The organism is Thermoanaerobacterium xylanolyticum LX-11 (assembly GCF_000189775.2).
Lineage (GTDB): Bacteria > Bacillota > Thermoanaerobacteria > Thermoanaerobacterales > Thermoanaerobacteraceae > Thermoanaerobacterium > Thermoanaerobacterium thermosulfurigenes.
This window is the reverse complement of the sequence record NC_015555.1, coordinates 2,039,689-2,066,465: the sequence shown is the minus strand read 5'-3', so window position 1 is coordinate 2,066,465 and position 26,777 is coordinate 2,039,689. Positions and strand designations below refer to the sequence as shown.

Genomic DNA, 26,777 nt, shown 5'->3' with positions numbered 1-26,777 from the left:
TATATTAAAAGTTGTCTGACATCTGATATATTACAATTAATATTGTGCACAAATTTAAGTTTTACATGATTTTAACACATACTTAATAATAGCTTTATAATTGTCTGTTATATTAATCTTGTAATAAGTTGTACCAATCGTCAAAGCAGCTAAGATTTTGTTGATTTTATGTTAATGCACATCTACGTTTCCAATGCATCTGTGTTTAAAGGATATGACATAAGGGGGGATTACGTTTATACTCAAAAATATTTCAAATAATAAAAGGAGTAGGAGGGTTTATATGTTAAAAGGTAGAGGCAAAGTTTTAAGTATCATTTTGACATTTGTGATGGTATTTGGCATGGTATTTTCAAGTATGCCTCAGATATCATACGCAGCTACATCAAAGACATTTGATTTTGTAGAAGTCACTGATTTCCACGGGTATCTGCAAGCATCAGGTAAATTAAGCGATGGAACACCTATCACCCAAGAGAGAGGATCTGTATTGGCAAAAAGAATAAAAGACATAAAGGCAGCAAATCCTGATACTGTCGTACTATCAGGAGGAGATATGTTTCAAGGTACGCCTCTTTCAAACGTTTTAAAAGGACAGCCTGTCATTGATATGATGAAAAGCATTGGCTTTGATGCAATGACATTAGGAAATCACGAGTACGACTGGGGCATTGATTCTGTTATAGACACTAATAATGCAGTTTTAAAAGGATCTACAATACCCGTTTTAGCAGCCAATGTATACGACAAAACTACAGGCAAACCTGTAAGTTACACGAAACCATACGTTGTAATTGAAAGAGATGGAGTAAAGATCGGCATCATTGGAATCGTTGATAACAAAGAATTCCCGTCTATAATTTTGCCATCTCTCATAAGTAATGTAGATTTTAAAGATCCTGTGCCAATTGTAAATAATCTTGCACAGCAGTTAAGAAATGATGGTGCGCAGATTGTAGTTGTTTTAGCGCATATGGGAGCTACGACTGATAAGAATACAGGTGAGACAACAGGTAATCTCATTGATTTTGCTAAGAACGTAAAAGGCGTAGATGCTATATTTGGTGGTCATACACATACGATTGTCACAACCAGAGTAAATGGAATACCTGTAGGTGTTGCCAACAATGCAGGCATGGGTTTTATAGATCTTAAGATAAAAGTAAATAGCGATGGTACTGTAAGCGCAGGAGATATGGTTTACAACGACGATTACAGCTATTACAATACGAAAACACCAGTAGTTGATGAAGATGTTCAAAGTATAGTAGATAAAGCTATACAAGACGCTGGACCGTTATTTAGCCAAGTCATTGGCACTGCAGATGTAGATTTGACGAGAACTCAAAGTGCAAATCCTTTTGGAGATTCGATTTTAGGAAATTGGACGTCAGAAGTCGTTAAGAATGCTGTAAATGCTGATTTTGCCTTTGGAAACAATGGTGGACTTAGAACTGACGTATTAAAAGGCGACATCACTGTTGGAACAATGTACACGTTGATGCCATTTGACAATACCATTGTCACAGTAAGCATGACTGGTGCAGAGATTAAGAAAGTATTGGAACAAGCGGTTCAGGATGGTGGCAAAGGCATTCAGGTTGCAGGTCTTTCATTTAAGTACGATCCAAGTAAACCGTCCATGAATAGAGTATTTGACATGAAGAAATCTGATGGTACACCAATAGACATGAATGCAAGATATCTTGTAGCAACGAATAATTTTATGGGAACTGGTGGAGATGGTTTTACAGAATTTACTGATCCCGATGTGCAAAAGTCTTACATAGATACGCAGAAATTAGTGAGAGATGCATTTATCGATGCAGTAAAGGCACAAGGTCATATAACGGCGAAAATAGACAATAGAATATCTCCTGCCACAATGATAGCTTCTAATGAAACGACTATAACAGTTTTAGCCACATCTGATGTACATGGGAATCTGGTGCCGTGGGATTACAGCAGTGCAAAAGAAGCTAATCAAGGCCTTGCAAAAGTAGCAGGCTATGTTGATCAAGTAAGATCCGAAAATCCTAATGTCGTATTAGTAGACAATGGTGATACAATTCAAGGTACGCCACTCTCATACTACTACGACAAAATTGACACAAAGTCTGAATACCCTATGGCGAAGGCTATGGGCGCCATGCACTACGATACGTGGACGTTAGGGAACCATGAATTCAATTATGGTTTGGATGTCTTAAATAGAGTAATTGCTGATATGGAAAAGGAGAACATCCATGTCTTATCTGCAAATACTTACAAAGATGATGGCACCAACTTTGTAGAGCCTTACTACATTAAAACGATAACTACACCTATGGGCGATGTGAAAGTAGGCATATTAGGACTTACTACAAAAGAAATTCCTTCATGGGAAGACAAATCTCATTACGCGGGGCTTAAATTTAATGACCTTGTAGAAGAAGCAAATAAATGGGTACCTAAAGTGAGAGCTGCTGGGGCAGACATAGTTGTTGTTGCTATGCACTCTGGCGAAGAAAGCCCATCAGATACTATACCAGAAAATCAGGTAAAAGCTGTAGCTCAAGGTGTAAATGGGATAGATGCGATAATAGCTGGACATACACATGCTGTAATACAAATGGATACATTTAAAAACCCAGAAGGTAAAGATGTAATAGTGACAGAGCCTGGCAAATGGGGACAATACGTTTCAAGGATAGACTTCAACTTATCTAAAGATGAAAATGGGAAATGGACAATTGACAGCAAAACAAGCAAAGCTGTCGCGATGGGCAGCTCAGTACAACCTGATGAAAACATAATGCAGCTTGCAGAGCCATACCAAGAAGCGACTCTCAAATACGTAGGAACCAAGATAGGCACAGCTTCTGGTGACTTCTTAGGAAAAGATCAGTTGACAAAGGAAACAGCCTTGATGGATCTTATCAACAAAGTTCAAAAATACTATGCAAAGACTGATCTTTCAATAGCCGCACCGTTAAGCAGCACTGCTCAGATATTAAAAGGCGATGTTACAATACAAGACATGATGAGCGTATATGTGTTTGAAAATTACTTGTACGGAATAAAGATGACTGGTAAACAGTTAAAGGATTGGATGGAATGGTCTGCACGATATTATCAGCAGGTCAAATCTCCAGATGATCCTATAACAAAGGATAAGACCCTTAATATACCAGATTACAACCTTGATCAGCTTTATGGAGCAAGTTATACCATAGATCTTACACAGCCTGTCGGAAACAGGATTAAGAATTTGACAGTAAATGGCAAACCAGTGAAAGATGACGATGTATTTACTGTTGCAATAAACAACTACAGATTTAATGGCGGCGGAGGTTTTATGAAGGCAGCAGGAATTACAAATCCTGTAATAGTCTTTGACTCAGCTAAAGCATATGGCGATGATGGTCAGGTAAGAAACTTAATGATAAGTTATATAAAAATGAAAGGTACTATAGATCCTGTTGTCGACAACTACTGGACAATATCTAAGACACCAGTTTTAGAAGGAAATGTTGGAAGTAAAGGCATTGTCACAGCATCAGCTTTAAATGTGCGTTCAGGTGCTGGTACAAATTATAAAGTGATAGGTGTAGTAAGAGCTGGTCAATCTATCAACATAATAGGCGAAAATGATGGTTGGTACCAGATTGAATACAATGGAAAAACAGGTTATGTATATGGCAAGTATGTAGCTTCGTCGCCAGATTTAACAAATGTAGCCGTATTAAAATCGGTGAAGGTGACTGCTAAAGACGGACTTAATATCAGAGTGAATAATTCCATAAATGCGCTAAAAATAGGAGCAGTACCGTACGGCTATGAATTAAAAGTAGTCGGCGAATACGACGGATGGTATAAAGTCCTGTATAACGGCGTATACGGATTTGTTTATGCAAAATACACAAAATAGAAAAATAAACTTAGTAAAAAGGGAAGGCTGTAAGATGGCAGCTTTCCCTTTTGCTATACATAAACAGCATAAGAAGGCAGTTGGATAGATACAAATATAATGATAGAATAATAGAAGAATAAATATGATAATGTGGACTTAGCAAGAAGGGAATGAAGAGGAAGTTGTACATAGGAGACGTAGAAATCAAAAACAATGTGTTTTTGGCGCCTATGGCAGGTGTCACAGATAAGCCTTATAGGTGTATATGCAGTGAGATGGGATGTGGATTTACATACACTGAAATGGTCAGTGCCAAAGGCCTTTACTATGAAAGTGAAAATACGGAATTTCTTACAGATATAGATGATGACGAAAATGTAGCGCTCCAGATATTTGGCTCTGATCCTTATATAATGGGTGAAATCGCAAAGAGATTAAATACATCAAATGCAAAGGTGATAGATATAAACATGGGATGCCCAACGCCTAAAATAGTAAAAAACGGCGATGGTTCGGCTTTGATGCTTAAACCTGAATTGGCAGAAAGTGTAATTAAAGCTGTGGTGAAAAATTCTTCAAAGCCTGTAACTATAAAGATAAGGAAAGGATGGGATGATGCTCATGTAAATGCTGTTGAGATTGCTAAGATGGCTGAAAATTGCGGCGTAAAAGCGGTTGCGGTTCATGGCAGGACGAGAGAGCAGTTTTATTCAGGTAATGCTGACTGGGATATAATAAAGAAAGTAAAGGATAATCTGAAAATACCTGTAATAGGCAATGGAGATGTGTTTTCACCGGAGGATGCAAAAAGAATGATAGACGAGACAGGATGTGATGCGGTGATGGTTGGCAGAGGGGCAGAAGGCAATCCATGGATTTTTAAAAGGATTCTTCACTATCTAAATACAGGTGAACTACTGCCAGAGCCGATTGTAAGTGAAAAGATTGATATGATTTTAAGGCACCTTGACGTGATGATAGAATACAAAGGTGAACATATAGGAATATTGGAGATGAGAAAGCATATAGCATGGTATCTAAAAGGAATCCGCGGTGCTTCAAAGATAAAGCAAATGGTATTTACCATGTCTAACTATAAAGAGATTAAAGACCTGTTACTTAGCATTAAAAGTTCTACATAAAATTACGCCATGTATTTTGGGGGAAGATATCTTGCCATTAAAATATGTATTGTCATTATGCGTAATAGGATTTATTGCTGCTTTTATTGATTCTATAGCAGGTGGAGGAGGCATAATAAGCCTTCCGGGGCTTATGGTTTTAGGGGTACCTCCTGCATATGCTCTTGGGACTAATAAATTTGCATCGACTTGTGCGTCTTTTACAAGCTCTATGACTTTCATAAAATACAAAGTATATGATATCAATTTATTGAAATATCTCGTTTTTGGGACATTAATAGGAGCAATTTTAGGCGTTAAAGCGGTTTTGTCATTGGACAGTTCAAAATTGAGAATCATCATAATAATATTGATGATATTTGTTGCAATATATACATTGCTATCGAAAAATGTTGGAAGTGTAAATAATTTTGAAGGTGTTAATAAAAAGACGATAGCAATTGGACTTATTATATCTATAGTTTTGGGTTTCTATGATGGCTTTTTTGGACCTGGTACAGGCTCTTTTTACATTTTTTTATTTATAATATTACTGGGATATGATTTTAGGATAAGTGCTGGAAATGGAAAGATACTCAATTTTGTAAGCAATGTTACATCATTGGTTCTATTTGCTATAAGCAGTAAGATAATTTATTCTGCAGCAATCCCTATGGCAATAGCTATGATAGTTGGTGCCAGATTTGGCACTAAAGTGGCAATAAAAAATGGCGCAAAATTGATTAGACCTATACTAATATGTGTTGCTATTGCATATGCAATAAAAATGGTATTTGATATTATTAAATGAGACATGCACAAAACCCTTCTATGACAGCATAGATTATTAAGAAGGGGGATGTAGGAATGCTCATACTGCCTAACAGTAAATATCTATCAAGTAGCAGTGAAATGCCGAAACAGATTGAAATATCTGGTGTGAATATTGAAGAGTTTAATTTTAAAGAAAACTTAAAAAGGAAAAGCTTCTTTAAAAAGGAGGATTTTTATAAAAGATTTCTCACTCTAAATGGAGCTATCATGATATCAAAACCATTGGATGCAGGAGAAGTAAATAAATTCTATGTAAGTTTATACGATTTAATTAAAAACATCAACTCTGAAGAAGTATTTGGTGTGAAGTTTCCTTCAAGAAGCAGTGAAAAGGTTGTTTATAAAAACAGCATATCATTCGACAAGTTTACAATTGGGGACATAATAGTTGCTACAAGTCCGGGTTTTCACGTGCAAGGTGCAATAAGACATGCTGCGATATTTGATAGCAGAAGATATCATGGAAGCATCGATGATAAATGCCTCTTGACGGCAGAGCCGGATCAAGGTGTGATTTATGAGACAATAAGGTTTTACAGAGAAAATTTCAGTGAGGCATGGGGGCTGACAGTTCCAAAGGCCACAATAGAAGAAAGAGTAAAAGCTATTGATGAAGTGTCAAAGTTTGTTGGAAAGCCCTACAATTGGAGGGCTGACAAAAACGATGATGAAAACTGGTATTGCTCAAAAGTCCCATGGTCCGCATACAAAAAATCATCAGGAATAGACATAGACGGAAATGGAGGCTTTTGGGTGTTGCCAATTGACATCTTTATATCAAAAGAAACAGAAGTGTTTGAGTATTCTACATCATAAATATAGTGCAAAATTAAATTAGATGAATAAAATAAACTGGTATGAAGATTTCAAACGCCAGTTTATTTTTTTATAGAAAGATACTGAATTAATAATTTAAAATGTAGTTTTAAAAATTACATATAAAATATAAAGTATACTTCATATTTTTTGTATAAAAATATGAAGTATGTGTTATAATATTATATTAGAGGTGATAAAAATGTCTATTACAAGCTCAGAAAATATATTAAGGATTTTGTACTCGTATAACCCATGGTGGAGAAAAGGATATTTCCCTCAAGATCTATCCAAACCCGTAAAGAGAGTAGTCTATCATCAGGCATTTGAATTACTAATGCATCCAACTATCAGAAGATATGTCATACTTTCAGGTGCACGTCGTGTAGGTAAAACTACAATTTTATATCAAATGATAGAAACTCTTTTAAAAAATCAAGTGCACCCAAAAAAGATATTATATGTATCTTTTGATCATCCTTTATTTAAATTAAGTTCTTTTGACCAAATTATTAATCTTTATGAAACTACCATAAATGAAGAAAAAGAGGCTTATATATTTTTAGATGAAATTCAATATGCAAGTGATTGGGACAGATGGTTAAAAGTCTATTATGACACCAAACCAAACTGGAGAATTATTGCTACAGGTTCAGCTTCTCCTGCACTTATTGAAGGTACAAAAGAAAGTGGTGTTGGCCGCTGGACTGTGATTTCTGTACCTACTCTTTCTTTTTATGAATTTTGCGAAATACTTGGTGTTCCAGAAAGACCAAGCAATCTGCCAAATTTAAACTTAAATGAAATTTCAAATTTAAATGACTCTCAGTTAAATGAGCTTATGTTTTTACTTATGCCATTGCAAAAGTACTTTAATAAGTATTTAACAATAGGAGGATTCCCCGAATTTGTATTCTCAGAAGACCAATTTTTGGTGCAAAGAATGTTAAGAGAAGATGTGGTTGATAAAGTTATTAAAAGAGATATACCTTCCTTGTTTAATGTGAGAAATTTAGCAGTGTTAGAGAAGGTTTTTTTGTACTTATGCTTCAATTCTGCAAATGTTATAAGTATTTCAACGATAAGTAAAGAAATTGGAGATGTTTCAACAGTAACATTAGAAAACTATATTCATCTTCTTGAAAATGCAAATTTGATTTATAAAAGTTTACCTATAGAATTAGGCGGTAAAAAAGTTCTAAAAGCAAAACCCAAAATTTACGTTTCCGACCCTGCCCTAAGAAATGCAGTTTTAATGATAGACAATATACTCTTAGACAGTAAAGAACTTGGAATAATGGTTGAAACAGCAGTTTTTAAACATATCTATAATTTTTACCTGCAAACAAATGCTAGAATAGGTTATTTTAGAAAAGCTAATGATAATCAAAAAGAGATTGATGTAGTGGTTGAATTCCCACATAGTAAATCCTTAATCGAAGTGAAATTCAGAGAAGATACGACACTTTCCGAGAATGATGCCATTGTTGAGATGAGCAAAAAAGAAAAAAATATTGATTCAGCAATATTAGTAACAAAAAGGCCAGAAGATTATGGGAAAGTTAAGGTCTCGACAAAGGTACCAATAGTAAAAATTCCTGCTTATGCATTTTTGTATTTGTTTGGAAGACGCTAACTTATTTTTCTCAAAAGAATATGAGAACCATTTAAAAAATTTTTATAAAAAACTGTAACAAATTCCTTAGAAATTTGTCTTATATTGAGAGAGAGCAAGTTGCAAGATAAATTTAGTCCAATTGATAAATATTGCAAACATGGAAAGGATGTGATTGCATTTTTCCATCTGTTTTAGATAGGAAAGAATGATATTGGATTTAAATATAAAAGATAGGTGATATTAGTGAATAATTTAATTCGAAATAACAAATATATTATCCATATAGTTCTATTGGCTATTTATGTTTTATGGATATTGAATTTAGATTATTTTTATCCTTTTATAAGATTTAAGTCTTTAAAATTAAACGATATTTTTTCTTTGTGTATTCAGATAATACCTTTGATATTGTTAATAAATGGCTTTAGATTTAAACATATTTCTGCAAAGATAGTGAATAGTGTGATTTCAATAATATTAATATTGATAAGTACAACAATTGCAGCCATTATTTTATTTGCTACTATTACTCTTAATGTAAATGAGGCGTTTATGCCAATTCACAATATTAGGTTTGAATCAAGCTCCGTTATAGTTTATAGATCAAATTACGGCGCTACTACTGATTATGGAATTGTTGTAAGACAGGAAAAAGAAATCATAAAAGGTGTTTTGCTTGTTAAAAATTTACTTCGTAAAGATCATGTTTATGATATTTCAGTAAAGAAATTAGGTGATAATGTGGTAGAATTAATGGGCAAAAAAATATATTTAAAGCGAAATGTGTACTTTCCATAAATTTTTGTTGGATATATTAATGGATTTTTTTAGTTAGGAGGTTTTAGGAGTTGGAATGCATAGAGCTTTTTGCAAATATATCTAATATAATAGATGTGATTGCTACTTTGTTGTTTTTGTATGTGGGATATATGTTTTTAAGATATAGCCAATAGAGAAAGACTTAAACGAAAATCTTAAAGTCAGTACATTTTATTATCCAAGTTAAAAACAAAAAAAGCAGGTTAGTTACCTGCCTTCTTTATGCTTGCTAAACCCATGATTATGAGAGAAACTATTACAATGCTGCCGCCTGGTGAAAGATTGAGGTAGAAGGAGAGTATTATTCCTGCAAATACAGATATGAAGGAAAACAGTATGGCGTAAGAAATAGTCTGTCTGAAGTTTTTGGCGATTTTGAGACTGGCTGCCGCTGGTATCACCATCAATGCTGATACCAGCAAAGCTCCAACTATTCTCATGGAAACTGCTACGGTTACGGCCACAATCATGGTAAATATTATATTTACCAAGTTTACAGGAATACCTGATATCAAAGCAGCTTCTTCGTCAAATGTAATGTATAGAAGCTCCTTGTAGAAGATATAAATTAAAGTTATTACTGCAATGCTAAGTATGAGTGATAGCAATACATCAGTGTTATTAATTGATATTATGCTCCCAAAAAGGTAATTCATTATGTTTGCAGGACTTCCGCTGGATAAACTTAGAAGTATTACTGCGATTGCCATTCCTGCAGACATGACAACGGCAATAGATATTTCCGAGTATCTAAAGTATGATTTTCTCAAGCGTTCAATACCAAAAGATGACAGTATTACGAAGATTATTGAGCCGATTGTAGGATTTATACCTATGAGAAATCCTGCTGCTACGCCTGCCAGTGCTACGTGAGATAGAGTATCCCCCATCTGCGATAGCCTTCTTAACACTAAGAAACTGCCTACCAATGGAGCTATTATCGATATAAATCCACCTGCAAGAAATGCCCTAATCATAAAGTCGTATGTAAAAATATTAAGCATTGTAACACCTCAATCTAAAGTCGATTATTGATATTTTCACTTTGGTGATGGTGCATATCAAGTTTGACAGGGTATCCATATATTTCTGCTAATTCTTTTTTTGAGAAGTCTAAAGTGTCGCATTTGTCATATAGTCTGCCATTTCCCATGCATACGATTCGAGATACCTTGTCGGATATGGCCCATACATCATGAGTGACCATGATAATCGTTATTTTGTTTTCCTTATTTAAAGTATCAAGTATTTTATAGAGAGTGTCTTCTGACTTTGCATCTATGCCTGTCGTCGGTTCATCTAAAAATAAAATCTTAGGATCGCTGACAAGAGCTCTTGCTATAAATACCCGTTGCTGCTGGCCTCCGGACAGATTTCCAATAAGCCTGTCTTTGTAATCAATCATGTCGACAGTCTTTAAAGCGTTATTCACGATTTCCCAGTCATCTTTGGAAAGTTTTTTAAACAACCCTAATTTTCCATAAAGCCCCATTGAGACGACTTCTTTTACACTTGCTGGAAAAGAAGCGTTGAATGAATAAGACTTTTGGGGGACATATCCGATTACAGATCTATTTTTCATGTCTTTTACGTTTATCCCATTTATGAGGACTTCGCCAGATGAAGGTGTAAGATCTCCTATCATGATCTTTACAAGTGTGCTTTTGCCTGAACCATTAGGCCCAATAAGGCCTACAAATTCGCCGTCATCGATAGTTAGATTGATATTGTTAAGTACCTTTTTATCATCATAAGAAAAACTAACATCTTTAAGCTCTACTATTTTACCCATAAAAATCCCTTTCGTTAATCTAATTTAATGCTTTTTGAAGATTGTCTAAGTTTTGCTGCAACAATTTTATATAATCGTATCCTTTCTTCATTTCATCTTTAGTAAGCCCTTCAATAGTATTTAGCGGTAATACCTTTGCACCTGTTTCGCTGGCAATTGATTGGATCGGCTTAGGTGATGTCAATGGCTCTGTAAAGATGTACTTTATATTTTCTTTTTTTATAAGTTGTATAACTTCAGCAACTTTAGCAGGACTTGCTTCAGCTTCCTCGCTCATACCGACAATAGATACTTGGTTTAAGCCGTAATCTCTCGCTACGTAGTCAAAGGCACTGTGATAGACTATAAATGTCTTTGTCTTGGTGTTTTTAAGTCTTTCAGTGTATTCACTGTCTAACTGCTTTAATGTATTTAACAAAGTATTATAATTATCTTCGTAGTATTTTGCGTTTTTATTGTCAGCATTTACTAAAGCATCTTTGATATTTTTTGCTAATATTTGTGCTTCTTTTGGAGAGAGCCATACATGAGGATTTACAGCATTTCCGACTTTTATAGCGTCAATACCGTTTGACACATTTACAAATTTAGGTCCTGATACAGACGATTCTACTTTGCTTATCCATGAATCCATCCCAAGTCCTAAATACACGACGAGAGAAGCTCCTTCTATGTCTGCTATCTGTTTTGTCGTAGGTTCCCAGTCGTGTGGCTCCACGCCTGGTGGTATTATGTTTTGAACTGTGGCTTTATCACCTGCAATCTTTTTTGTAAGATCGTATAAGGGATAAAAAGTTGCATATACAGCTAATTTGCTGGGCTTTTTTGAAATTTTCGTATTGCATGACGTCAAGCTAAACACTATCAAAATCGCCAAAAAAATTGAAATAAATTTTTTCATCAACAATCCTCCTCGTGATTTTTGCAATTTTTGCAGTATCCAGTGATCTCGATTTTGTGGTCTACAACTTCAAAACCATCCAGTTTGTTCCTACAAAGATCTATGGGACATATATCCAGTTCAAAGATCTTCCCGCATTTTAGACATTTCATTATGTGTTCATGCATGTCTTTGTGAATTTCATACATAATATTGTTGCCTATAGTTGCTTCACTTAATACATTTATATCTTTTAGAAGGCTTAAATTTCTGTATACAGTATCTAAACTTACTTGTGGAAATGAACTTTTTACTTTTTCGTAGATTTCCCTTACAGATAAGTAACCATTGGAATTTAGCATTATGTTTATGATAAGCTCTCTTTGAGGAGTTATCTTAAAGTTGTTGGATTTTATGGTTTTTAAAATATCTTCCTTTGTCATAATCCCTCATTCCTTCTAAATAAGAATAATTTACTATTTAGGATTATATAATTGTTTATCGTATTTGTCAAGAAATTTTAATTATTTTTTAATCTGTATCTAATTTTATTTTAAGAATTGAAGGTTAAAATCTTAATACGAGGTGATGAAAATGAATTACGCTATTTTTCAATTTATCAATGGATTTGCAGGTCATCATAGTATATTAGATAAAGTGATGATATTTATTGCTTTGTATTCTCCTATTATATATGGGCTGATAATGGTTATCCAATGGTTTATTGGAGAGGATGATGGGAAAAAGGTATCGATGGAAGAGTTCTTTGCTGCAGTCATAGCACTGAGCGCGAATTTTATCATTTCAAGATTTTACTTTGAACCAAGACCTTTTGTTACACATAAAGTGAATTTGCTTATTAAACATCCAAGTGATGCGTCTTTTCCAAGTGATCATCTATCAGGAGGTTCTGCTATTGCATTTACTCAGCTAAAAGGAAATAAGTTCCTTGGTGCTACTATGATGGTTTTGACGGTTTTACTGCTTATAGCGAGAGTATATGTTGGAGTTCACTATCCTGTAGATGTCGTGGCTGGATTTGTCATAGGATTTTTGAGCAGCAAGCTTGTGAAATATCTAAAAGGCATTTTGGATCCCCTTGAAAATCAAATTCTTAAGATATGGCATAGATTTATAAAGATATGATAAATATTATTTTTATATTTTATTGACACGAAGGGGAATATATAGTATCATAGAATCAGAAATTGAGAATGATTATCAATGAAGGGGGTGGTAGTGGTGAGCGTATACGACTTAAGACCAGGGCAAACGGCTTTAGTAAGTGGTATTTTAGGTGACGAAAAGTTAGCCAAAAGATTGCGTGCTCTTGGAGCAAATGAAGGCGTAAAAGTAAAAGTCAAAAGCTTTGCGCCCTTAGGAGATCCTATAATAATAAATTTTATGGGTTTTGATTTAGCAATTAGAAAAAGAGATGCAAAGAATATCGTCGTAAAAGACGTTATTTAAAAAAAATGAAGGAGGGGGCGTATGGCAGTTACTGATTCAAAACGAATGACAACCGCCGCTTTGATTGGTAATCCTAATGTTGGAAAGACAACTCTTTTTAATCTGCTTACTGGGTTAAACCAGCACGTAGGCAATTGGCCTGGTGTCACCGTTGAAAAAAAAGAAGGCTTTATAAATGACAATGTAAAAATCGTCGACTTACCTGGTATTTATGCAATGGATACTTACTCCAACGAAGAGAAAATTTCCAAGTCTTTTCTGGAAAGCGGAAATGTTGATTTTATATTAAATATAGTAGATGCTTCAAATCTTAAGAGAAATTTGTACTTAACTATGCAACTTAAAGAATTCAACATACCTATCATATTGATATTAAACATGGTTGATGTTGCCAAGAAAAAAGGAATAAAGATTGATTATGTAGAATTGTCTAAATTACTTGGTGTCATGGTTGTTCCTATTGTGGCTTCAAAAGGAAAGGGTGTAGACGAGATTAAGGAACTTTTATCGAATGACATTTTTTCAAAAGCAATAAATGATAATGAAAATCATTATCGTAATAATGTACGCTTTAAAAGTGAAGCTGAAACATATAAGTATATAGAAGGCATTTTATCACAGTGTGTTACGTACACATCTGAAAATACAGTTACAATTACGGAGAGATTAGATAAAATCCTAATAAATAAATTTTTGGCATATCCGATATTTATAGCCATCATATATTTAATTTTTCAGTTTACTTTTAGCTGGGTGGGCCAACCATTGGCAGATTTATTGGACAGTTTTGTCAATGCTTGGTTTGTACCGCATGTTAACATTTTGTTATCTGGTGCAAATGGCTGGTTTAAGTCACTTATCATTGACGGCATCATTGGCGGCGTAGGATCGGTAATAGTGTTTCTTCCCGTGATCTTAGCCTTGTTTTTGTGTATATCGTTTTTAGAAGACAGCGGATATATGGCAAGAGTAGCTTTTTTAATGGACAAGATAATCAGGAAAATGGGGTTATCCGGAAAGGCGTTTATTCCACTTATAATTGGCTTTGGATGCAATGTTCCTGGTGTGATGTCAACGAGAACTTTAGAGAGTGAAAAAGACAGAAAGATGACTGCTCTTCTTTTGCCGCTTATGTCTTGTAATGCAAGGTTGCCTATTTATCTGGTTATGGCTGGTGCTTTGTTTAAAGGTCACGAAGCTTTGGTTGTTGCATCTTTATACGCATTAGGCATCATTATGGCGTTTTTAGTAGGCATACTTTTCAAAAATACCATATTTAAGAAAGATGATGAGCCGTTTATAATAGAACTTCCTGAGTATAAGTTGCCTGAACTTAAGTCATTGGCAGTACACACGTGGGAAAAAGGCAAGGGATTCTTAAAAAAAGCAGGTACTATAATCTTTTCCGTGTCTATAATTGTTTGGATTTTATCAAACTTTAATTTCTCAGGCATGACGGAAATAGACAAAAGCTTTATCGCATATATAGGGAGATTCATAAGTCCTATCTTTATACCATTAGGTTTTGCTTCATGGCAAAATTCAGTATCGCTTCTTACAGGGATAATGGCAAAAGAAGTGGTAGTAGGAACTATGGGGGTTATATACGGCGGAAATTTGATAAAGATTTTGCCGACGGTTTTTACGCCGATTTCAGCTATTAGCTTTCTCGTCTTTGTGCTTTTGTACACACCGTGTATATCTCTGATTGCCACAATGAAAAAAGAATACGGTGGGAAGATGGCGGCATTTTCTGTAGCATATCAATTAGTCTTAGCTTGGATAGTTTCATTTATAGTTTACAATGGTGGAAATTTAATCTTGAGAATATTTTAATAAAAGGAGTGGGCCTATGATTATTGAAGTGATTGCAACTGTAGCAATAGTGGCTGCAGCGGTGTTTATTCTTTACAAAAACATAAAGAAAAGCACTTCTGGCCAATGCAATTGCGGCAGTTGTTCTTCCAGTTGTCCTAAATTTTCTGCAGTAAAGCAAAAAAAGTAGGGAAACCTACTTTTTTAAAACACTCTCTTAGCAAAGCTTTCTATTCTTTCAAGAGCTTTCATAATCTTATCGATAGAATACGCATAAGATACCCTTATAAATCCGTCTCCTCCGGGTCCAAAAGCATCTCCTGGTACGACGGCTATTTTTTCTTCTTTTAAAAGCCTTTCGCAAAATTCTTGAGATGAAAGGCCTGTTTTTTTAATTGAAGGGAATATATAAAAAGCTCCTTTTGGTTCAAAGCAATCAAATCCTATTTCTCTGAAGCCATTTACTATGAGGCGCCTTCTTTGATCGTAAGTTTTGCGCATCTTTTCTATATCATCTTCGCACTCGTATATCGCTTTTATGCCTGCGTATTGTGCCATTATGGGAGCGCATATTGTCGTATACTGGTGAATCTTATTCATAGCCTCTATGAAGCTATGTTCCGCTGCTATATATCCTAATCTCCAACCCGTCATGGCAAAAGCTTTTGAAAATCCGTTTAAAACGATAGTCCTTTCCTTCATATCAGGCAGTGAAGCTATGCTTACGTGTTTTCCGTCGTAAGTGAGTTCACTGTAGATTTCATCAGATATTACGATCAAATCATGTTCTATTATTATGTCTTTTATAGCTTCTAAGTCTTCTTTTTTCATGATAGCACCTGTAGGATTATTTGGATATGGAAGTATAAGTGCTTTTGTCTTACTGGTTATTTTTGATTTCAAATCATCAGGTGTTATTATAAAATTGTTTTCTTCATAGGTAGGTACGTATACTGGCACTCCTCTTGTAAGCTCTATGCAAGGTGAATAAGAGACATAACTTGGCACAGGCACTAAAACTTCATCACCATCATTAATAAGACATCTAAGCGCTAAGTCTATGGCTTCACTGGCGCCTACGGTTATCATTATTTCCTTTTCAGGATCGTAATTTAAGCCGTAATGATTTTTTAGAAAGAATGATACGGCTTTTCTTAATTCTAAGAGTCCAAGGTTTGACGTATACGTAGTGGCACCTCTGTCAAGCACATCTATGGCTTCTTTTCGCACAGTCCATGGCGTCACAAAATCTGGTTCGCCAACACCGAGAGAGATAATATCTCGTGAATTTGTAACAAGATCGAAGAATTTCCTTATTCCAGACGGTGGAATATTTTTTACTACATCTGAAATGTATTTATTATTCATGGTGTTACCACCAATCTTTTGTCTTCAGGACCGTCTGTAAAAAACACCCCATCTTGTTTGTATCTTTTAAGTATGAAGTGTGTAGTTGTACTTAATACGCCGTCAATAGGAGCCAGTCTTTCTGCTACGAAAATAGCTATCTCTTTCATGGTTTTACCTTCTACTTCTACTGATAGGTCATATCCGCCAGAGATTAAAGATACAGATTTTACTTCATCGTATTGTCCGATTCTTTCAGCAATAGCATTAAAGCCCTGTCCTTGCTGCGGTGTGACTCTTACATCAATAAGTGCTCGCACTACTTCCTTTTCGGTTTTTTCCCAATTGACCAATGTGCTGTACTTTAATATGACTTTTTCTTCTTCAAGGCTTTTTACTATATTCTTTACTTCATCTTCGCTGAGTCCAGTGATTATGGATATTTGCTTATCTGTCAGACGGCTGTTTTCATGAAGAAGCTCTACTATATCCATCTTTTTAGACATTCACGGCACCTCCCAAAAATAATGTTATGCACATTATAATACAAAAATTATAATAATTCAATCTATTAAAGTTTTAAATTTGCAACTTTCCTTTGAATTTCAATATCATCTTTGCAGGGTGGTATGACTTCTTTGCATACCTAAGGCCTGGGATTCCCAAATCTTGCTCCCTGTTTATATATTTGTATTCAGACATTAGCTTAGCAAAGCACATGTTTATAAATGCGTATGCGTCTTTAATCTCTGAATTTGCCTTTTCTATGTGAGTCACTGCTGTTTCTGGATTTAATTTTTCTCCGAATGAATATGCTTCTATTTTTCCGTTTATCTTTAATACAATTCCTTTTACATTAAAAAAATCGTAGTTTTCCAGAACTTTTTTTATCGCATCAAATTCCTTTAATATTCCGGGATTTTCCTCTATGTCTTTTAAGGAAATCCATTTTTCAGTAAATTTTAAGCATTCTAAAGCATTTACAGAAGATAATGCTTCTAATGTATAATCATAAGTTTTTAAAAATTTGTTTATATGATTTTTTTTATTGTGATATTTTCTACCAGAAAGATTGATGAGATCTTGTGTATTGTACACGTAGTCAAAATTGTCTTCATCTGGCTCCATCTCAACATTAAAGTTTTCTCTAATCTTAGAGGCAAAATCATTGTCAAAGCGAGTTAGATTGATTTCAGAGTAATCTTTTTTAAGCATTTCACAAAATTTTTCCAGTGCATTTAATGTATTTTCAGGTGGACCTACAGGAGGAAATACGTTATTGCCTGAAGCAATCAAAAGACACCCATCGATTATCTCATATCTAATGTCGTAAACGTGATTCCACATAAGGAGATTTGTAAATGTGTATTCCGATATTTCTGGTGGATATGCATAAAAGTATTCATCAAAAACATTTTTGTCGTCTATAGATAATGGTTTCAACTATTTTCACCTCTTGGATAATGATTATTTATTGAATATAGTTATTCACATGTGTTAATATTATAACACACAGCGGTTGAATAACAAAATTGACTTAAGCGTTGTGATAATATAATATAGAAGAATAATGGGAAAAATAATTAAGAGGTGTTTTTATGTACGACGAATTTGCTAAATTTTACGATAGATTAGGTTGGGATTCTTACGCGAAGGAGTTGTGGCCAGATTTTAAAAGATTTTTAGACAATGCTGGATTTAATGTTAAGACGATGTTAGATTTGGCGTGTGGAACTGGGGTCTTTTGTATAGGTGCTTTAAGAGATGGCATAAATGTGGAAGGTCTTGACTTATCTGAAGAAATGCTTAAGAAGGCAGTTGAAAATTGTAGAAAGTATGGTTACGATATAAAGTTTCATCTTGGCGATATGAGCGATTTTGATTTAGGCAAGAAATACGATCTCATTACATGTACATTTGATGCTATAAATCACATGACGGATTTTCAAAAGTGGAAATCTATGTTTAGCTGTGTTAAAAGGCATCTTAAAGAAAACGGAGTTTTCATGTTTGACATGAACACATTGAAAGATTTGAGAGATAATTGGAATAATATCCATATAAGGAAGTATTCAAACGGCGATTACTATATTTCCAAAAGCATATCTTTTGGAGATAATGCTTTTATAACATTTACTGCCTTTTTAAAGAAAGAAGGAAGGCTGTATGAAGAATATGAAGAAACAGTTCATGAAATGAGTTTTTCACTAGACGAAGTTGTAAATGAATTAAAAATGGTTGGATTTAAAAGTGTCAGAGTAATGAATAGAAAATTTGATATTGTTGAAGATGCAGATAGTTTAGATAGGGCTTTCATTTTCTGCAACATTTAATATGTTGTTGTGTAGTGAAAAATTAATTTTGGAATTAATAAATGGGAGATAGTGATATGTCAAAAATAGAATTGATAGCACCTACACTTTTTGGAATCGAATCAGTTACGGCTAATGAGATAAGATCTTTAGGCTATGATGATGTAAAAGTAGAAGATGGGAAAGTGACATTTAGTGGCGATATACCTGCTATATGTAAGTCAAATTTGTGGTTAAGGACTGCCGAGAGAATCTACATTAAAGTTGGTGAATTTACAGCTACCACGTTTGACCAGCTTTTTGAAGGTGTAAAGTCTTTGCCTTGGGAAGAGTGGATTCCTGAAAATGGACAGTTTCCTGTAGATGGATACTCTCTTAAATCGAAGCTTTTTAGTGTGCCTGATTGCCAGTCGATAGTGAAGAAAGCAGTTGTGGAAAGGCTCAAGAAGAAGTACAAAAGAGAGTGGTTTGAGGAAGATGGTCCAGTATACAAGATAAAATTTTCATTAATGAAGGACAAGGCTATACTGATGATAGATACAAGTGGAGAGGGGCTTCATAAAAGAGGATATAGAGCTGTGTCAAATGTGGCGCCTTTAAGGGAAACTTTGGCTTCTGCTATGATAATGTTAAGCTATTGGAGATATGATAGACCGCTTATCGATCCATTTTGTGGGTCAGGAACTATACCTATTGAAGCTGCTTTAATTGGTGCAAATATGGCTCCAGGGCTATATCGACAATTTTCATCGGAAAGATGGAGGCAGATTCCAAAAAAGCTGTGGACTGACGTGAGAAATGAAGCTTTTGATTTAATCAAAAAAGACGTAAAACTTAATATAAGTGGATATGACGCTGATGAAGATGCGGTAAAATTATCTATAGACAATGCCAAAAAGGCCGGTGTTAGTGATCGTGTGAAATTTTCAAAGAGATCTTTGAAAGATCTAAAAACCGATGATAAATATGGCATAATAATCTGCAATCCGCCTTATGGTGAAAGAATGGGAGAATTAAAAGAGGTGGAGAAATTGTATATGGAGATGGGGAAAGTATTTTCAAAGCTTGATACGTGGTCCTACTATATAATAACATCGCATGAAAATTTTGAAAAACTTTTTGGAAGAGATGCAAGCAAAAGAAGGAAGCTATACAATGGCATGATAAAAACCACATATTATCAGTATTTTGGACCAAGGCCGCCGAAAAAATGACGCGTAAGCGTCTTTTGTTTTTGCAAAAAAATTTTAATAGTTATGAAAAAGTTATTTGCGGCTCGTTATAATTTTAATTATAATAAAATAAAATATCCTATTTTAAATAAATAATTTAAAATAGTTAAATCTAATTAAAACTGGGGGGATTAATATAAAATGGCTCACAAGGAAAAAGCCGGAAGTTCAAATATATTAAGAAAAAAATCTCTTGAAATGATAATAGATGACACACAGGACAAAAAGCACGCATTGAAAAAATCGCTATCATGGTTTGACCTTATTTTATTTGGCATTGGCGCCATAATCGGCACAGGTATTTTCGTGTTGACTGGCGTTGCGGCTGCAAAATATGCAGGACCAGGTCTTATATTGTCATTTGTTCTTTCGGGTATTGCTTGCTCCTTTGCCGCACTAAGTTATGCAGAATTTGCGTCTACATTTCCCGCGGCAGGATCTACGTATAGCTATAGTTATGTGGCACTTGGTGAGATATTCGCATGGATCATAGGATGGGATTTGATATTGGAGTACGCATTCGCTATACCTGCCATTGCATTAGGTTGGTCAGGGTACTTTACAAGTTTGCTTCACAGCTTTGGCATTAACATACCTGTATGGGCTGCAAATTCGGCAAGCTCTGCACCTGGTGGAATAATAAATCTACCGGCTATCGGTATAGTATTGCTTTTGGGAATAATTCTACTTTTTGGAACAAAAGAAAGTTCGATACTAAATAATATCGCTGTTATATTTAAAGTGATGGTAATATTGTTTTTCATAGCCGTCGCTGTATGGCATGTACATCCATCAAACTGGAAGCCATTTTTGCCGTTTGGATGGAAAGGAGTATTTTCGGGTGCTGCAATAATATTTTTTGCTTACATTGGGTTTGATTCGGTATCAACTGCGGCTGAAGAGACAAAAAACCCTGAAAGGGATATGCCTATAGGAATTTTAGGGTCTTTAGGAATAAGCACAATTTTGTATATAATTGTCGTTGCAATTCTTACAGGTGTCGTATCATATACAAAACTTAATACACCTGAACCTGTGGCATTTGCATTAACAAGCCTCGGCATAAACTGGGCGTCGGGATTAGTTTCTTTTGGTGCGATAGCAGGGATAACGACGGTTCTTTTAGTGATGATGTATGGACAGACCAGGATATTCTTTGCTATGTCAAGAGATGGACTTTTACCGCCATTTCTTTCAAAACTTCATGAAAAGCATAAGACGCCTGTTGCAAGTACGATAATAGTTGCACTATTTGCAGCAGTTGTTGCAGGATTTTTCTCCATCGATGAACTTGCAAAACTTGTAAATATAGGAACCATGTTTGCATTTGTCCTTGTATCAGTAGCTGTTATTGTTTTGAGGTACACAAAGCCTGAACTTCCGCGAAAATTTAGATGTCCATTTGTTCCGTTAGTGCCTATCTTATCAATTGCATCAACTGTGTTTTTAATGGTTTCGCTTCCTCTTGAGACGTGGATAAGGTTTATAGTATGGTTTGTGTTGGGGATTGTCGTATATGTCTTTTACGGATATAGGCACAGCAAGCTTGCGCAAAGTGATTACAAAGGTGTTAAAACTGAAAGCTTTTAGAAACTTTAGAAATAAGTGTGATGAAGGAGCCTTGGAAGACCAAGACTCCTTTTTTGTTATGGGTGAATGGACATATACAGAGAAAATATGCCGTAAAATATTGCATAGTTTACTACTATGATAAAAAAGACTATTAAAAATGTTCTAATAAAATTCTTCTTCAACATTAAATCCCCTCTATGTTAGTTTTTTCTCCATATATATTAGACAAATAAGCATTAATTTTGTTACAGTTAAAATAAATTATTTTTTCAGTTTGATGCTATTGGCAGCTTTTATAAGTTCGTTCTTATCGATTTTCGACATTAAGGAGAATAAGTTGTTGTCTTTACGCCATACGATGGTGTTTAAACCGTTTTTTTGAATCAAGATGCCCTCATAGCCGTTTATATCAATCTTTTGCGTGATAGCATTTTCTGTGTCAACCATCATGTCAGTGTTTTCATTGGAACTTTGACTGAAAATTATGAAATCGCCTTTGCCATTTGTGTATTGAATGATTTTGGTTACCTCCTGTGACTCTACCTTACTTATCTTGAACCCATGTGGCACGTATGAAAGATAATATTCATTTTCCCAGTTGGATGGAACAAGCGATGTGGAAGAAGACGTACTGGGTTCATTGTTTTCTTTTAATTTTATGTCTGTATAATCTTTTTTGATTTCAATTATGAGGTTAAAGACGCGAGCTCTAAAAGCAGAAACAGTTGTCATCGCCACAGTGAAGCCAATAAAAACCACAAAGAAGAATATCGCGACTTTTGGGAAGATCATTTTTGCCGATGTGAAGAATTTTTTGACTGCTTCTTTTCTTTTGTGATGCCTTAACATCTGTCTAATTTTAATGCTTAATTCTTCAGGGTAAGGTATTTTTTCACCATTGGCTTCTTCCAAGTCATTAATTATGTTGTTTACATGGCAAGCCCCTGCATATTCCAGCAATGCCTCAAATATTTTGCTTTCAGATTTTAGCTTTTCATTGTAAAGGTCTTTCATATTTCCACATCTCCTTTATACTGGTATAAAGCATCTTTAAGGCTTTGCCGCGCGCGATACAGTCTTACTCTTACATTGTCTTCTGTGATGTTTAAAAGATTTGCGATGTCTTTATTAGAGTAGCCGTAGTAGTATTTTAGAGAAATAATGTCTGCGTACTCTGTTTTTAGCTCCTTTACTTTTTCAGATACTCTTCTAAAAATGTCATTATTTATTATCTTCTCGTCAAACGGCTCCGAGTCATCATGGAAAATTTCATCCGCATCTTCAATAAATAAATTTTTTTGCCGCTTTATTTTATTGTACATATTTATTGAGATGTTTCTAACTATAATAACAACTAATGCTCTTATTTTGTTACAGTCATAATCAGAAATTTTTTCGATATAATTGATAATATTTATAAAAGCAGATTGGACCGCATCTTGTGCCAATTGATAGTCGTTTAAAATGTTGTATGCTACTTTAAACATATCTTTGCTGTAATTTACATATATATCTTCGACTTTTTTTCTTTGGCATTCATCTATAATTGTGTCAAATAAGATAAACAATTTCCTACCTCCCTCGCCCATGCTAATCCACAAAATTTTAGCATGTCAAATAGATTATATCATAAAACTTTTTATGTGAGATATTTAACAAAAATTTTTGTAAGTAAAATCTGTTTTTGAGATATGGTTACAGTATTGTTACAAAACCTCATTATAAAATATTGCGGCAATAATCTGTATTTTTAATATTCGTATGATATAATAAAGGTAAGATGCTATTTTTTAGGTCTTCAATACACAAAAATCGATGAACTAAATATAGAATTTGCAAGAGTTGAAAGAAGGGACAGCGACATGATATTCAAATGTACTACTGACAAAGGAAATGTCGCTGTGCACATAGAATTTCAATCAGAAAATGACGGAAAAATGCCTTACAGGATGTTACGATATTCCATGGAGATAATGGAAAAGCATAATCTCTTACCATATCAGATAGTCAGTCCTATATATAGGAAAAGATAATGTAAAAATGGCAAATAGCTTAAGCTACGACTTTAGAGAACAAAACACATTAGATTATAAATACAGAATAATAAATGTTGGCGACATAAAATATACTGATGTTTTGAAGACAGACTATTATGATTTGTATTCACTGCTTCCGTTGATGGACAAAAATAGAAGGAAAGAAGAAGGAGAAAAATATCTGGAAAGATGTGTTGAGGCTATAAAAGATATTCCATTAGACATAAACAAAAAGAAAGACATTGTATTTAAGGCTGAATTATTGTCAGGTGTAATTTTTAAAAAAGAAATTATTGAGAAAGTTTTTTCGGAGGTGATGAGGATGTTTAGGATTGAAGAATCAGAAACATACAAAATGATAATAGAAAAAGGCATTGAGAAAGGCGAAAAAGGAAAAAGTATAAAAATAGCAAAGAAGTTGTTAAAAGAAGGTATGGACATTGACAGAATAGCAGAGGTTACAGAGTTGTCAAAAGAGGAGATAAAAAAATTGATGAATTAGGATCATAAACAGGCTTAATGCCTGTTTTTTTTAAAGTTTATTGATGACCGAAAAACGGTCACAATTCCGACAATATATTACATAGATTGACAAAGTGTTACAAAAAAGTTGACCTAATTTAGCACCTTCCCAAGTAAGGATAATTGGTTTATAATAACATTAACAGAAATTGGCGCATCATTCATATTGATGCTGCAGCACATTATTATGATGAAAATTGGATTACACAACAAGCTGAGTACAATTATCGTATGGGTGATAGGATAGCTGAAGAATATGGTTGGAGGTGATTTTATAAAAAATAAGCGCATAATAATCTTATGTTTAATAGCAGCAGTTGTATTGAGTCTTTTTATATATTATGATTACTACAGCTATAAGAAAAGTCATTTTCAGATTTATCTATATCAGACAAACGATGCACCTAATTTAACTTGAATTCGGCAAGTAGCAAGCAAATTAAAAATTCAATTTCCATAAATGTAAAAAAACGGTGTTTTATTATAAGTTTTGCACTTTGATAACTGCATATTTACATTGAAAGAATAAAAGCTATATCGTTTTTTACAGTTAATTTACTCTTTTAAGGTATAGCAAAGCTAACCGTCTACTTGATATGGCGGTTTCTATCATTTGGTATATTTTTTGGTATATCCTATGTGTTTACTATGTTAAGCAAAGTACCATTAGCGCTTTTCGTATATACGTTATCACAGTTTTAAGAAACGGATTATTAGGGTAACGTATATGCCTATAACGCCCTTTCCCAACAAGATTACCAGGTACACTATATAATATCCGCCTTATTGTGGTTATCTCATGATGCTTCATAAACTCTGGCAAGATAGTCCTCTTGAACCAATTGTGGAGATTGTAAGCAATCATTTTGATAAGCAAAAATATTTCGTTGCAAAATTTGTTTCTTTGACTGTTTTTTAAAAAGCAAATCCTTCTTTTAGTTCATCTATTTTGTTTTCAATGTCGCAGCGTTGGTTGTATTCATGAAATATCTCTTCAGGTGTCATGTACTCAATATTTGTTACTATAGCTTGATATTCATATTTGAATTCGTCTATATCCATACAAATCTGCCCTGTTTTGGGCTGTGGCAGTTTTTTGCGTATAATCACAATTCTGCGTGCTTTATCCCATTTAGGCATTTTTGCATATATTTCATTTACACTAAAGGTCTTATCTATTTCAGTCCAAGTATAAAGGTGTTCTCTTTGATTGACGTAGTCTATAAAGCATCTGATCCATGCCTGATTTTTAGCTTTCATTACATATTCATAACCTTTAGATTCAAAATACAGTATATTATCGTAATCAAATGCTCCACGGTCAACGCGTACTCGCTTAATTATCCAATTTTCAGGAAGCTGTTCTTCGCAAGATTTTACAAAATCTAAGAAACCATGATTTGTGTGATGTTTACCTTCTTCAAGAGTAACATTAACAAGTTCATCAGTATTAGCAATAATGCCGATTTTCTCTTTGAAAGATGGTCGACCATGGTACCTTGGATTATAACCTACTGAAGCACCTTCCTGCTCTCCAAATATAGTACAAACTGTATCATCAAAATTCATAATGACTTCACGTTTTGTTCCTTTAGATTGCAAGGAAAGCAAAGTCTTGTTAATAAGTCTTAATTCTTCAAGAGAACTTTCAGGCATGGCTTTAATTAAGTCTCTGCATACTTTTTCGCTGGGAACTTTATGTCCTTTAATTTCTGTGTATGCATTATCATATCTTAGTTGGTCCATGTGAAGAAAGCGAGTATTCCCTTGAATTACAGAATCAATCATAAAGTCAATAATCTCGGCTGGTTGGAAGACAGCATTTGGTGCTTTTTTAAAGGATAATATGCTTGAAAGAATTTTATTAAAGCCGATTTTTTCTTTAAATGCTTGGATATAGGTAAAAGTTACATTGTTTGATACTGTAAAATTGTCAAAAGTTGCTGGCAAAATATATTTTGAAAACCCCTTTTCTTTTGTAAGATTAAGTGTTAAACTCATACTATGGAGATTCTCCTTTCTGTTAATGTTTTTGTTTAACACTTAAATTTTATCAGAAAAAGGGGAATCTCCATATATTTTTTGTAAAAAATTTTTCACTTAATTTAGTCCTCAAATGGCTCTATTTGAGCATTTCATAAATTCACTTGCCGAATCCAAGTTTAAATTATACGACGAAAAGCAAATATTTTAAAATCAATACAACGATTGAGATTGGGAAAAATACTAATACAAAGACGAATGGTTTAGATTCTACTGGAAACATCCCAAAAACACAAGATTCAAATGAATTTACTCCACTAAATTATAATATAAGAATTGAGAACATTAGTAAGGAAAAATTAAATAACATTAAAATTGTTGTATTTCTTGACAAAGGGCTTGAGCCTTATATAATATCTGGACTTGTGTATTTTGGAACACCAATTCAACAGAGAATAGATTTAAATGCACCAAATACAAAGAAAAAAGATAATTGTATTGATGTTAGCAGATCTGCATGGCTACCCAATCTCTCTCAAATAGATGCAGATGAAAGGCAGAAAATATTAGATTCAATCAAAAAGCCTATAAAATTGATAATAAAATGGGACGGCGGGGAAGAAGACTTATTGCTGCAAAATTTTGATATAAAAATGTATTGATGTCCCTCAACGGGGCTATTTTTCTTGAACAGCTACTATATTCGCTATATGATG

General features: G+C 34.1%; 24 protein-coding genes and 2 pseudogenes. 16 read left to right on the top strand and 10 right to left on the bottom strand.

Annotation, left to right across the window (positions count from 1 at the left end):
- The first annotated feature begins 283 nt into the window (after positions 1 to 283).
- From THEXY_RS10110 to THEXY_RS10085, 6 genes are all read left to right on the top strand, one after another.
- Positions 284 to 3,910, top strand: coding sequence for a 5'-nucleotidase C-terminal domain-containing protein (locus tag THEXY_RS10110; RefSeq protein WP_013788741.1), 3,627 nt, complete (start codon positions 284 to 286; stop codon positions 3,908 to 3,910).
- Positions 3,911 to 4,062: 152 nt separating this feature from the next.
- Positions 4,063 to 5,034, top strand: coding sequence for a tRNA dihydrouridine synthase DusB (gene dusB / locus THEXY_RS10105; protein WP_013788740.1), 972 nt, complete (start codon positions 4,063 to 4,065; stop codon positions 5,032 to 5,034).
- 31 nt (positions 5,035 to 5,065) lie between these two features.
- Positions 5,066 to 5,824, top strand: a complete 759-nt coding sequence (locus THEXY_RS10100; RefSeq protein WP_013788739.1) for a TSUP family transporter — start codon at positions 5,066 to 5,068, stop codon at positions 5,822 to 5,824.
- A 101-nt stretch (positions 5,825 to 5,925) separates the two neighbouring features.
- Entirely contained in the window at positions 5,926 to 6,663 is a 738-nt protein-coding gene (locus THEXY_RS10095) for a YiiX/YebB-like N1pC/P60 family cysteine hydrolase (RefSeq protein ID WP_041592251.1), read from the top strand.
- A 202-nt stretch (positions 6,664 to 6,865) separates the two neighbouring features.
- Positions 6,866 to 8,299 (top strand): ATP-binding protein, encoded by a 1,434-nt coding sequence (locus THEXY_RS10090; RefSeq protein WP_013788737.1) that lies wholly within the window; start codon positions 6,866 to 6,868, stop codon positions 8,297 to 8,299.
- A 225-nt stretch (positions 8,300 to 8,524) separates the two neighbouring features.
- Complete coding sequence (locus tag THEXY_RS10085) at positions 8,525 to 9,079, top strand: hypothetical protein (protein ID WP_013788736.1); 555 nt, start codon at positions 8,525 to 8,527, stop codon at positions 9,077 to 9,079.
- A 224-nt stretch (positions 9,080 to 9,303) separates the two neighbouring features.
- Here the strand turns inward: THEXY_RS10085 and THEXY_RS10080 are convergent, their stop codons facing one another.
- Genes THEXY_RS10080 through THEXY_RS10065 form a run of 4 tightly spaced genes read right to left on the bottom strand, consistent with a single transcriptional unit; the run spans position 9,304 to position 12,215 of the window.
- The gene (locus THEXY_RS10080) at positions 9,304 to 10,104 is read right to left on the bottom strand and encodes a metal ABC transporter permease (protein WP_013788735.1); all 801 of its coding nucleotides are present in this window, start codon (positions 10,102 to 10,104) and stop codon (positions 9,304 to 9,306) included.
- Positions 10,105 to 10,118: 14 nt separating this feature from the next.
- Positions 10,119 to 10,892 carry a metal ABC transporter ATP-binding protein gene (locus THEXY_RS10075; protein ID WP_013788734.1) on the bottom strand — a complete coding sequence of 258 codons (774 nt, stop codon included), beginning with the start codon at positions 10,890 to 10,892 and terminating at the stop codon, positions 10,119 to 10,121.
- Between the two features lie 19 nt (positions 10,893 to 10,911).
- Positions 10,912 to 11,793: a metal ABC transporter substrate-binding protein gene (locus THEXY_RS10070; protein ID WP_013788733.1), complete on the bottom strand. Its 882-nt coding sequence runs from the start codon at positions 11,791 to 11,793 to the stop codon at positions 10,912 to 10,914.
- Positions 11,793 to 12,215, bottom strand: a complete 423-nt coding sequence (locus THEXY_RS10065) for a Fur family transcriptional regulator (protein ID WP_013788732.1) — start codon at positions 12,213 to 12,215, stop codon at positions 11,793 to 11,795. Before THEXY_RS10065 ends, THEXY_RS10070 begins: the two co-directional genes overlap by 1 nt.
- A 151-nt stretch (positions 12,216 to 12,366) precedes the next feature.
- Here THEXY_RS10065 and THEXY_RS10060 point away from each other — a divergent pair, with 151 nt between their 5' ends.
- The 4 genes from THEXY_RS10060 (at position 12,367) to THEXY_RS12420 (ending at position 15,247) form a co-directional block, all read left to right on the top strand.
- Entirely contained in the window at positions 12,367 to 12,918 is a 552-nt protein-coding gene (locus THEXY_RS10060; protein ID WP_013788731.1) for an undecaprenyl-diphosphatase, read from the top strand.
- 96 nt (positions 12,919 to 13,014) lie between these two features.
- Complete coding sequence (locus THEXY_RS10055; protein WP_041592123.1) at positions 13,015 to 13,242, top strand: FeoA family protein; 228 nt, start codon at positions 13,015 to 13,017, stop codon at positions 13,240 to 13,242.
- A gap of 21 nt (positions 13,243 to 13,263) precedes the next feature.
- Positions 13,264 to 15,078 (top strand): ferrous iron transport protein B, encoded by a 1,815-nt coding sequence (gene feoB / locus THEXY_RS10050; RefSeq protein ID WP_013788729.1) that lies wholly within the window; start codon positions 13,264 to 13,266, stop codon positions 15,076 to 15,078.
- A gap of 16 nt (positions 15,079 to 15,094) precedes the next feature.
- Positions 15,095 to 15,247, top strand: coding sequence for a FeoB-associated Cys-rich membrane protein (locus tag THEXY_RS12420; protein ID WP_013788728.1), 153 nt, complete (start codon positions 15,095 to 15,097; stop codon positions 15,245 to 15,247).
- Between the two features lie 14 nt (positions 15,248 to 15,261).
- On the opposite strand, the gene THEXY_RS10045 is transcribed toward THEXY_RS12420, so the two are convergent.
- The 3 genes from THEXY_RS10045 to THEXY_RS10035 all read right to left on the bottom strand — a co-directional run bounded on the left by THEXY_RS10045 (position 15,262) and on the right by THEXY_RS10035 (position 17,847).
- Positions 15,262 to 16,425 carry a pyridoxal phosphate-dependent aminotransferase gene (locus THEXY_RS10045; RefSeq protein WP_013788727.1) on the bottom strand — a complete coding sequence of 388 codons (1,164 nt, stop codon included), beginning with the start codon at positions 16,423 to 16,425 and terminating at the stop codon, positions 15,262 to 15,264.
- Positions 16,422 to 16,910: an Lrp/AsnC family transcriptional regulator gene (locus THEXY_RS10040; RefSeq protein ID WP_013788726.1), complete on the bottom strand. Its 489-nt coding sequence runs from the start codon at positions 16,908 to 16,910 to the stop codon at positions 16,422 to 16,424. The genes THEXY_RS10045 and THEXY_RS10040 overlap by 4 nt, the downstream gene beginning before the upstream one ends.
- Before the next feature lie 73 nt (positions 16,911 to 16,983).
- A complete protein-coding gene (locus THEXY_RS10035) occupies positions 16,984 to 17,847 on the bottom strand; it encodes a DUF2156 domain-containing protein (RefSeq protein ID WP_013788725.1) in 864 nt (287 codons plus the stop codon).
- 155 nt (positions 17,848 to 18,002) lie between these two features.
- On the opposite strand from THEXY_RS10035, the gene THEXY_RS10030 reads away from it, so the two are divergent.
- The 3 genes from THEXY_RS10030 (at position 18,003) to THEXY_RS10020 (ending at position 21,538) form a co-directional block, all read left to right on the top strand.
- Complete coding sequence (locus THEXY_RS10030) at positions 18,003 to 18,737, top strand: class I SAM-dependent DNA methyltransferase (protein WP_013788724.1); 735 nt, start codon at positions 18,003 to 18,005, stop codon at positions 18,735 to 18,737.
- Positions 18,738 to 18,793: 56 nt separating this feature from the next.
- Entirely contained in the window at positions 18,794 to 19,930 is a 1,137-nt protein-coding gene (locus THEXY_RS10025) for a THUMP domain-containing class I SAM-dependent RNA methyltransferase (RefSeq protein WP_013788723.1), read from the top strand.
- 159 nt (positions 19,931 to 20,089) lie between these two features.
- Complete coding sequence (locus THEXY_RS10020) at positions 20,090 to 21,538, top strand: amino acid permease (protein WP_013788722.1); 1,449 nt, start codon at positions 20,090 to 20,092, stop codon at positions 21,536 to 21,538.
- A gap of 243 nt (positions 21,539 to 21,781) precedes the next feature.
- On the opposite strand, the gene THEXY_RS10015 is transcribed toward THEXY_RS10020, so the two are convergent.
- Together THEXY_RS10015 and THEXY_RS10010 are read right to left on the bottom strand one after the other, a co-directional pair.
- On the bottom strand, positions 21,782 to 22,534 hold the full coding sequence (locus THEXY_RS10015) for a DUF4367 domain-containing protein (RefSeq protein ID WP_013788721.1): 753 nt from the start codon (positions 22,532 to 22,534) through the stop codon (positions 21,782 to 21,784).
- Positions 22,531 to 23,088: an RNA polymerase sigma factor gene (locus tag THEXY_RS10010; RefSeq protein ID WP_041592122.1), complete on the bottom strand. Its 558-nt coding sequence runs from the start codon at positions 23,086 to 23,088 to the stop codon at positions 22,531 to 22,533. The genes THEXY_RS10015 and THEXY_RS10010 overlap by 4 nt, the downstream gene beginning before the upstream one ends.
- A 198-nt stretch (positions 23,089 to 23,286) precedes the next feature.
- Between THEXY_RS10010 and THEXY_RS10005 the strand changes: the two are divergent.
- A pseudogene (locus tag THEXY_RS10005) lies at positions 23,287 to 24,058 on the top strand (Rpn family recombination-promoting nuclease/putative transposase).
- A gap of 143 nt (positions 24,059 to 24,201) precedes the next feature.
- Complete coding sequence (locus THEXY_RS12655) at positions 24,202 to 24,348, top strand: hypothetical protein (protein ID WP_195890936.1); 147 nt, start codon at positions 24,202 to 24,204, stop codon at positions 24,346 to 24,348.
- A 376-nt stretch (positions 24,349 to 24,724) separates the two neighbouring features.
- Here THEXY_RS12655 and THEXY_RS10000 read toward each other — a convergent pair.
- Positions 24,725 to 26,079: pseudogene (locus tag THEXY_RS10000) on the bottom strand (IS1380-like element ISTps2 family transposase).
- Between the two features lie 146 nt (positions 26,080 to 26,225).
- Between THEXY_RS10000 and THEXY_RS09995 the strand changes: the two are divergent.
- On the top strand, positions 26,226 to 26,723 hold the full coding sequence (locus THEXY_RS09995; RefSeq protein WP_013788717.1) for a hypothetical protein: 498 nt from the start codon (positions 26,226 to 26,228) through the stop codon (positions 26,721 to 26,723).
- Positions 26,724 to 26,777 lie beyond the last annotated feature (54 nt).

What these genes read in the sequence shown, in the direction of transcription:
- feoB (WP_013788729.1), top strand. Translation starts at nt 13,264, where the DNA reads ATGGCAGTTACTGATTCAAAACGAATGACAACCGCCGCTTTGATTGGT.
- THEXY_RS10060 (WP_013788731.1), top strand. Translation starts at nt 12,367, where the DNA reads ATGAATTACGCTATTTTTCAATTTATCAATGGATTTGCAGGTCATCAT.
- THEXY_RS10070 (WP_013788733.1), bottom strand. Translation starts at nt 11,793, where the DNA reads ATGAAAAAATTTATTTCAATTTTTTTGGCGATTTTGATAGTGTTTAGC.
- dusB (WP_013788740.1), top strand. Translation starts at nt 4,063, where the DNA reads ATGAAGAGGAAGTTGTACATAGGAGACGTAGAAATCAAAAACAATGTG.
- THEXY_RS10080 (WP_013788735.1), bottom strand. Translation starts at nt 10,104, where the DNA reads ATGCTTAATATTTTTACATACGACTTTATGATTAGGGCATTTCTTGCA.
- THEXY_RS10065 (WP_013788732.1), bottom strand. Translation starts at nt 12,215, where the DNA reads ATGACAAAGGAAGATATTTTAAAAACCATAAAATCCAACAACTTTAAG.
- THEXY_RS10110 (WP_013788741.1), top strand. Translation starts at nt 284, where the DNA reads ATGTTAAAAGGTAGAGGCAAAGTTTTAAGTATCATTTTGACATTTGTG.
- THEXY_RS10045 (WP_013788727.1), bottom strand. Translation starts at nt 16,425, where the DNA reads ATGAATAATAAATACATTTCAGATGTAGTAAAAAATATTCCACCGTCT.
- THEXY_RS10090 (WP_013788737.1), top strand. Translation starts at nt 6,866, where the DNA reads ATGTCTATTACAAGCTCAGAAAATATATTAAGGATTTTGTACTCGTAT.
- THEXY_RS10015 (WP_013788721.1), bottom strand. Translation starts at nt 22,534, where the DNA reads ATGAAAGACCTTTACAATGAAAAGCTAAAATCTGAAAGCAAAATATTT.
- THEXY_RS10030 (WP_013788724.1), top strand. Translation starts at nt 18,003, where the DNA reads ATGTACGACGAATTTGCTAAATTTTACGATAGATTAGGTTGGGATTCT.
- THEXY_RS10040 (WP_013788726.1), bottom strand. Translation starts at nt 16,910, where the DNA reads ATGTCTAAAAAGATGGATATAGTAGAGCTTCTTCATGAAAACAGCCGT.
- THEXY_RS10095 (WP_041592251.1), top strand. Translation starts at nt 5,926, where the DNA reads ATGCCGAAACAGATTGAAATATCTGGTGTGAATATTGAAGAGTTTAAT.
- THEXY_RS10020 (WP_013788722.1), top strand. Translation starts at nt 20,090, where the DNA reads ATGGCTCACAAGGAAAAAGCCGGAAGTTCAAATATATTAAGAAAAAAA.
- THEXY_RS10075 (WP_013788734.1), bottom strand. Translation starts at nt 10,892, where the DNA reads ATGGGTAAAATAGTAGAGCTTAAAGATGTTAGTTTTTCTTATGATGAT.
- THEXY_RS10025 (WP_013788723.1), top strand. Translation starts at nt 18,794, where the DNA reads ATGTCAAAAATAGAATTGATAGCACCTACACTTTTTGGAATCGAATCA.
- THEXY_RS12420 (WP_013788728.1), top strand. Translation starts at nt 15,095, where the DNA reads ATGATTATTGAAGTGATTGCAACTGTAGCAATAGTGGCTGCAGCGGTG.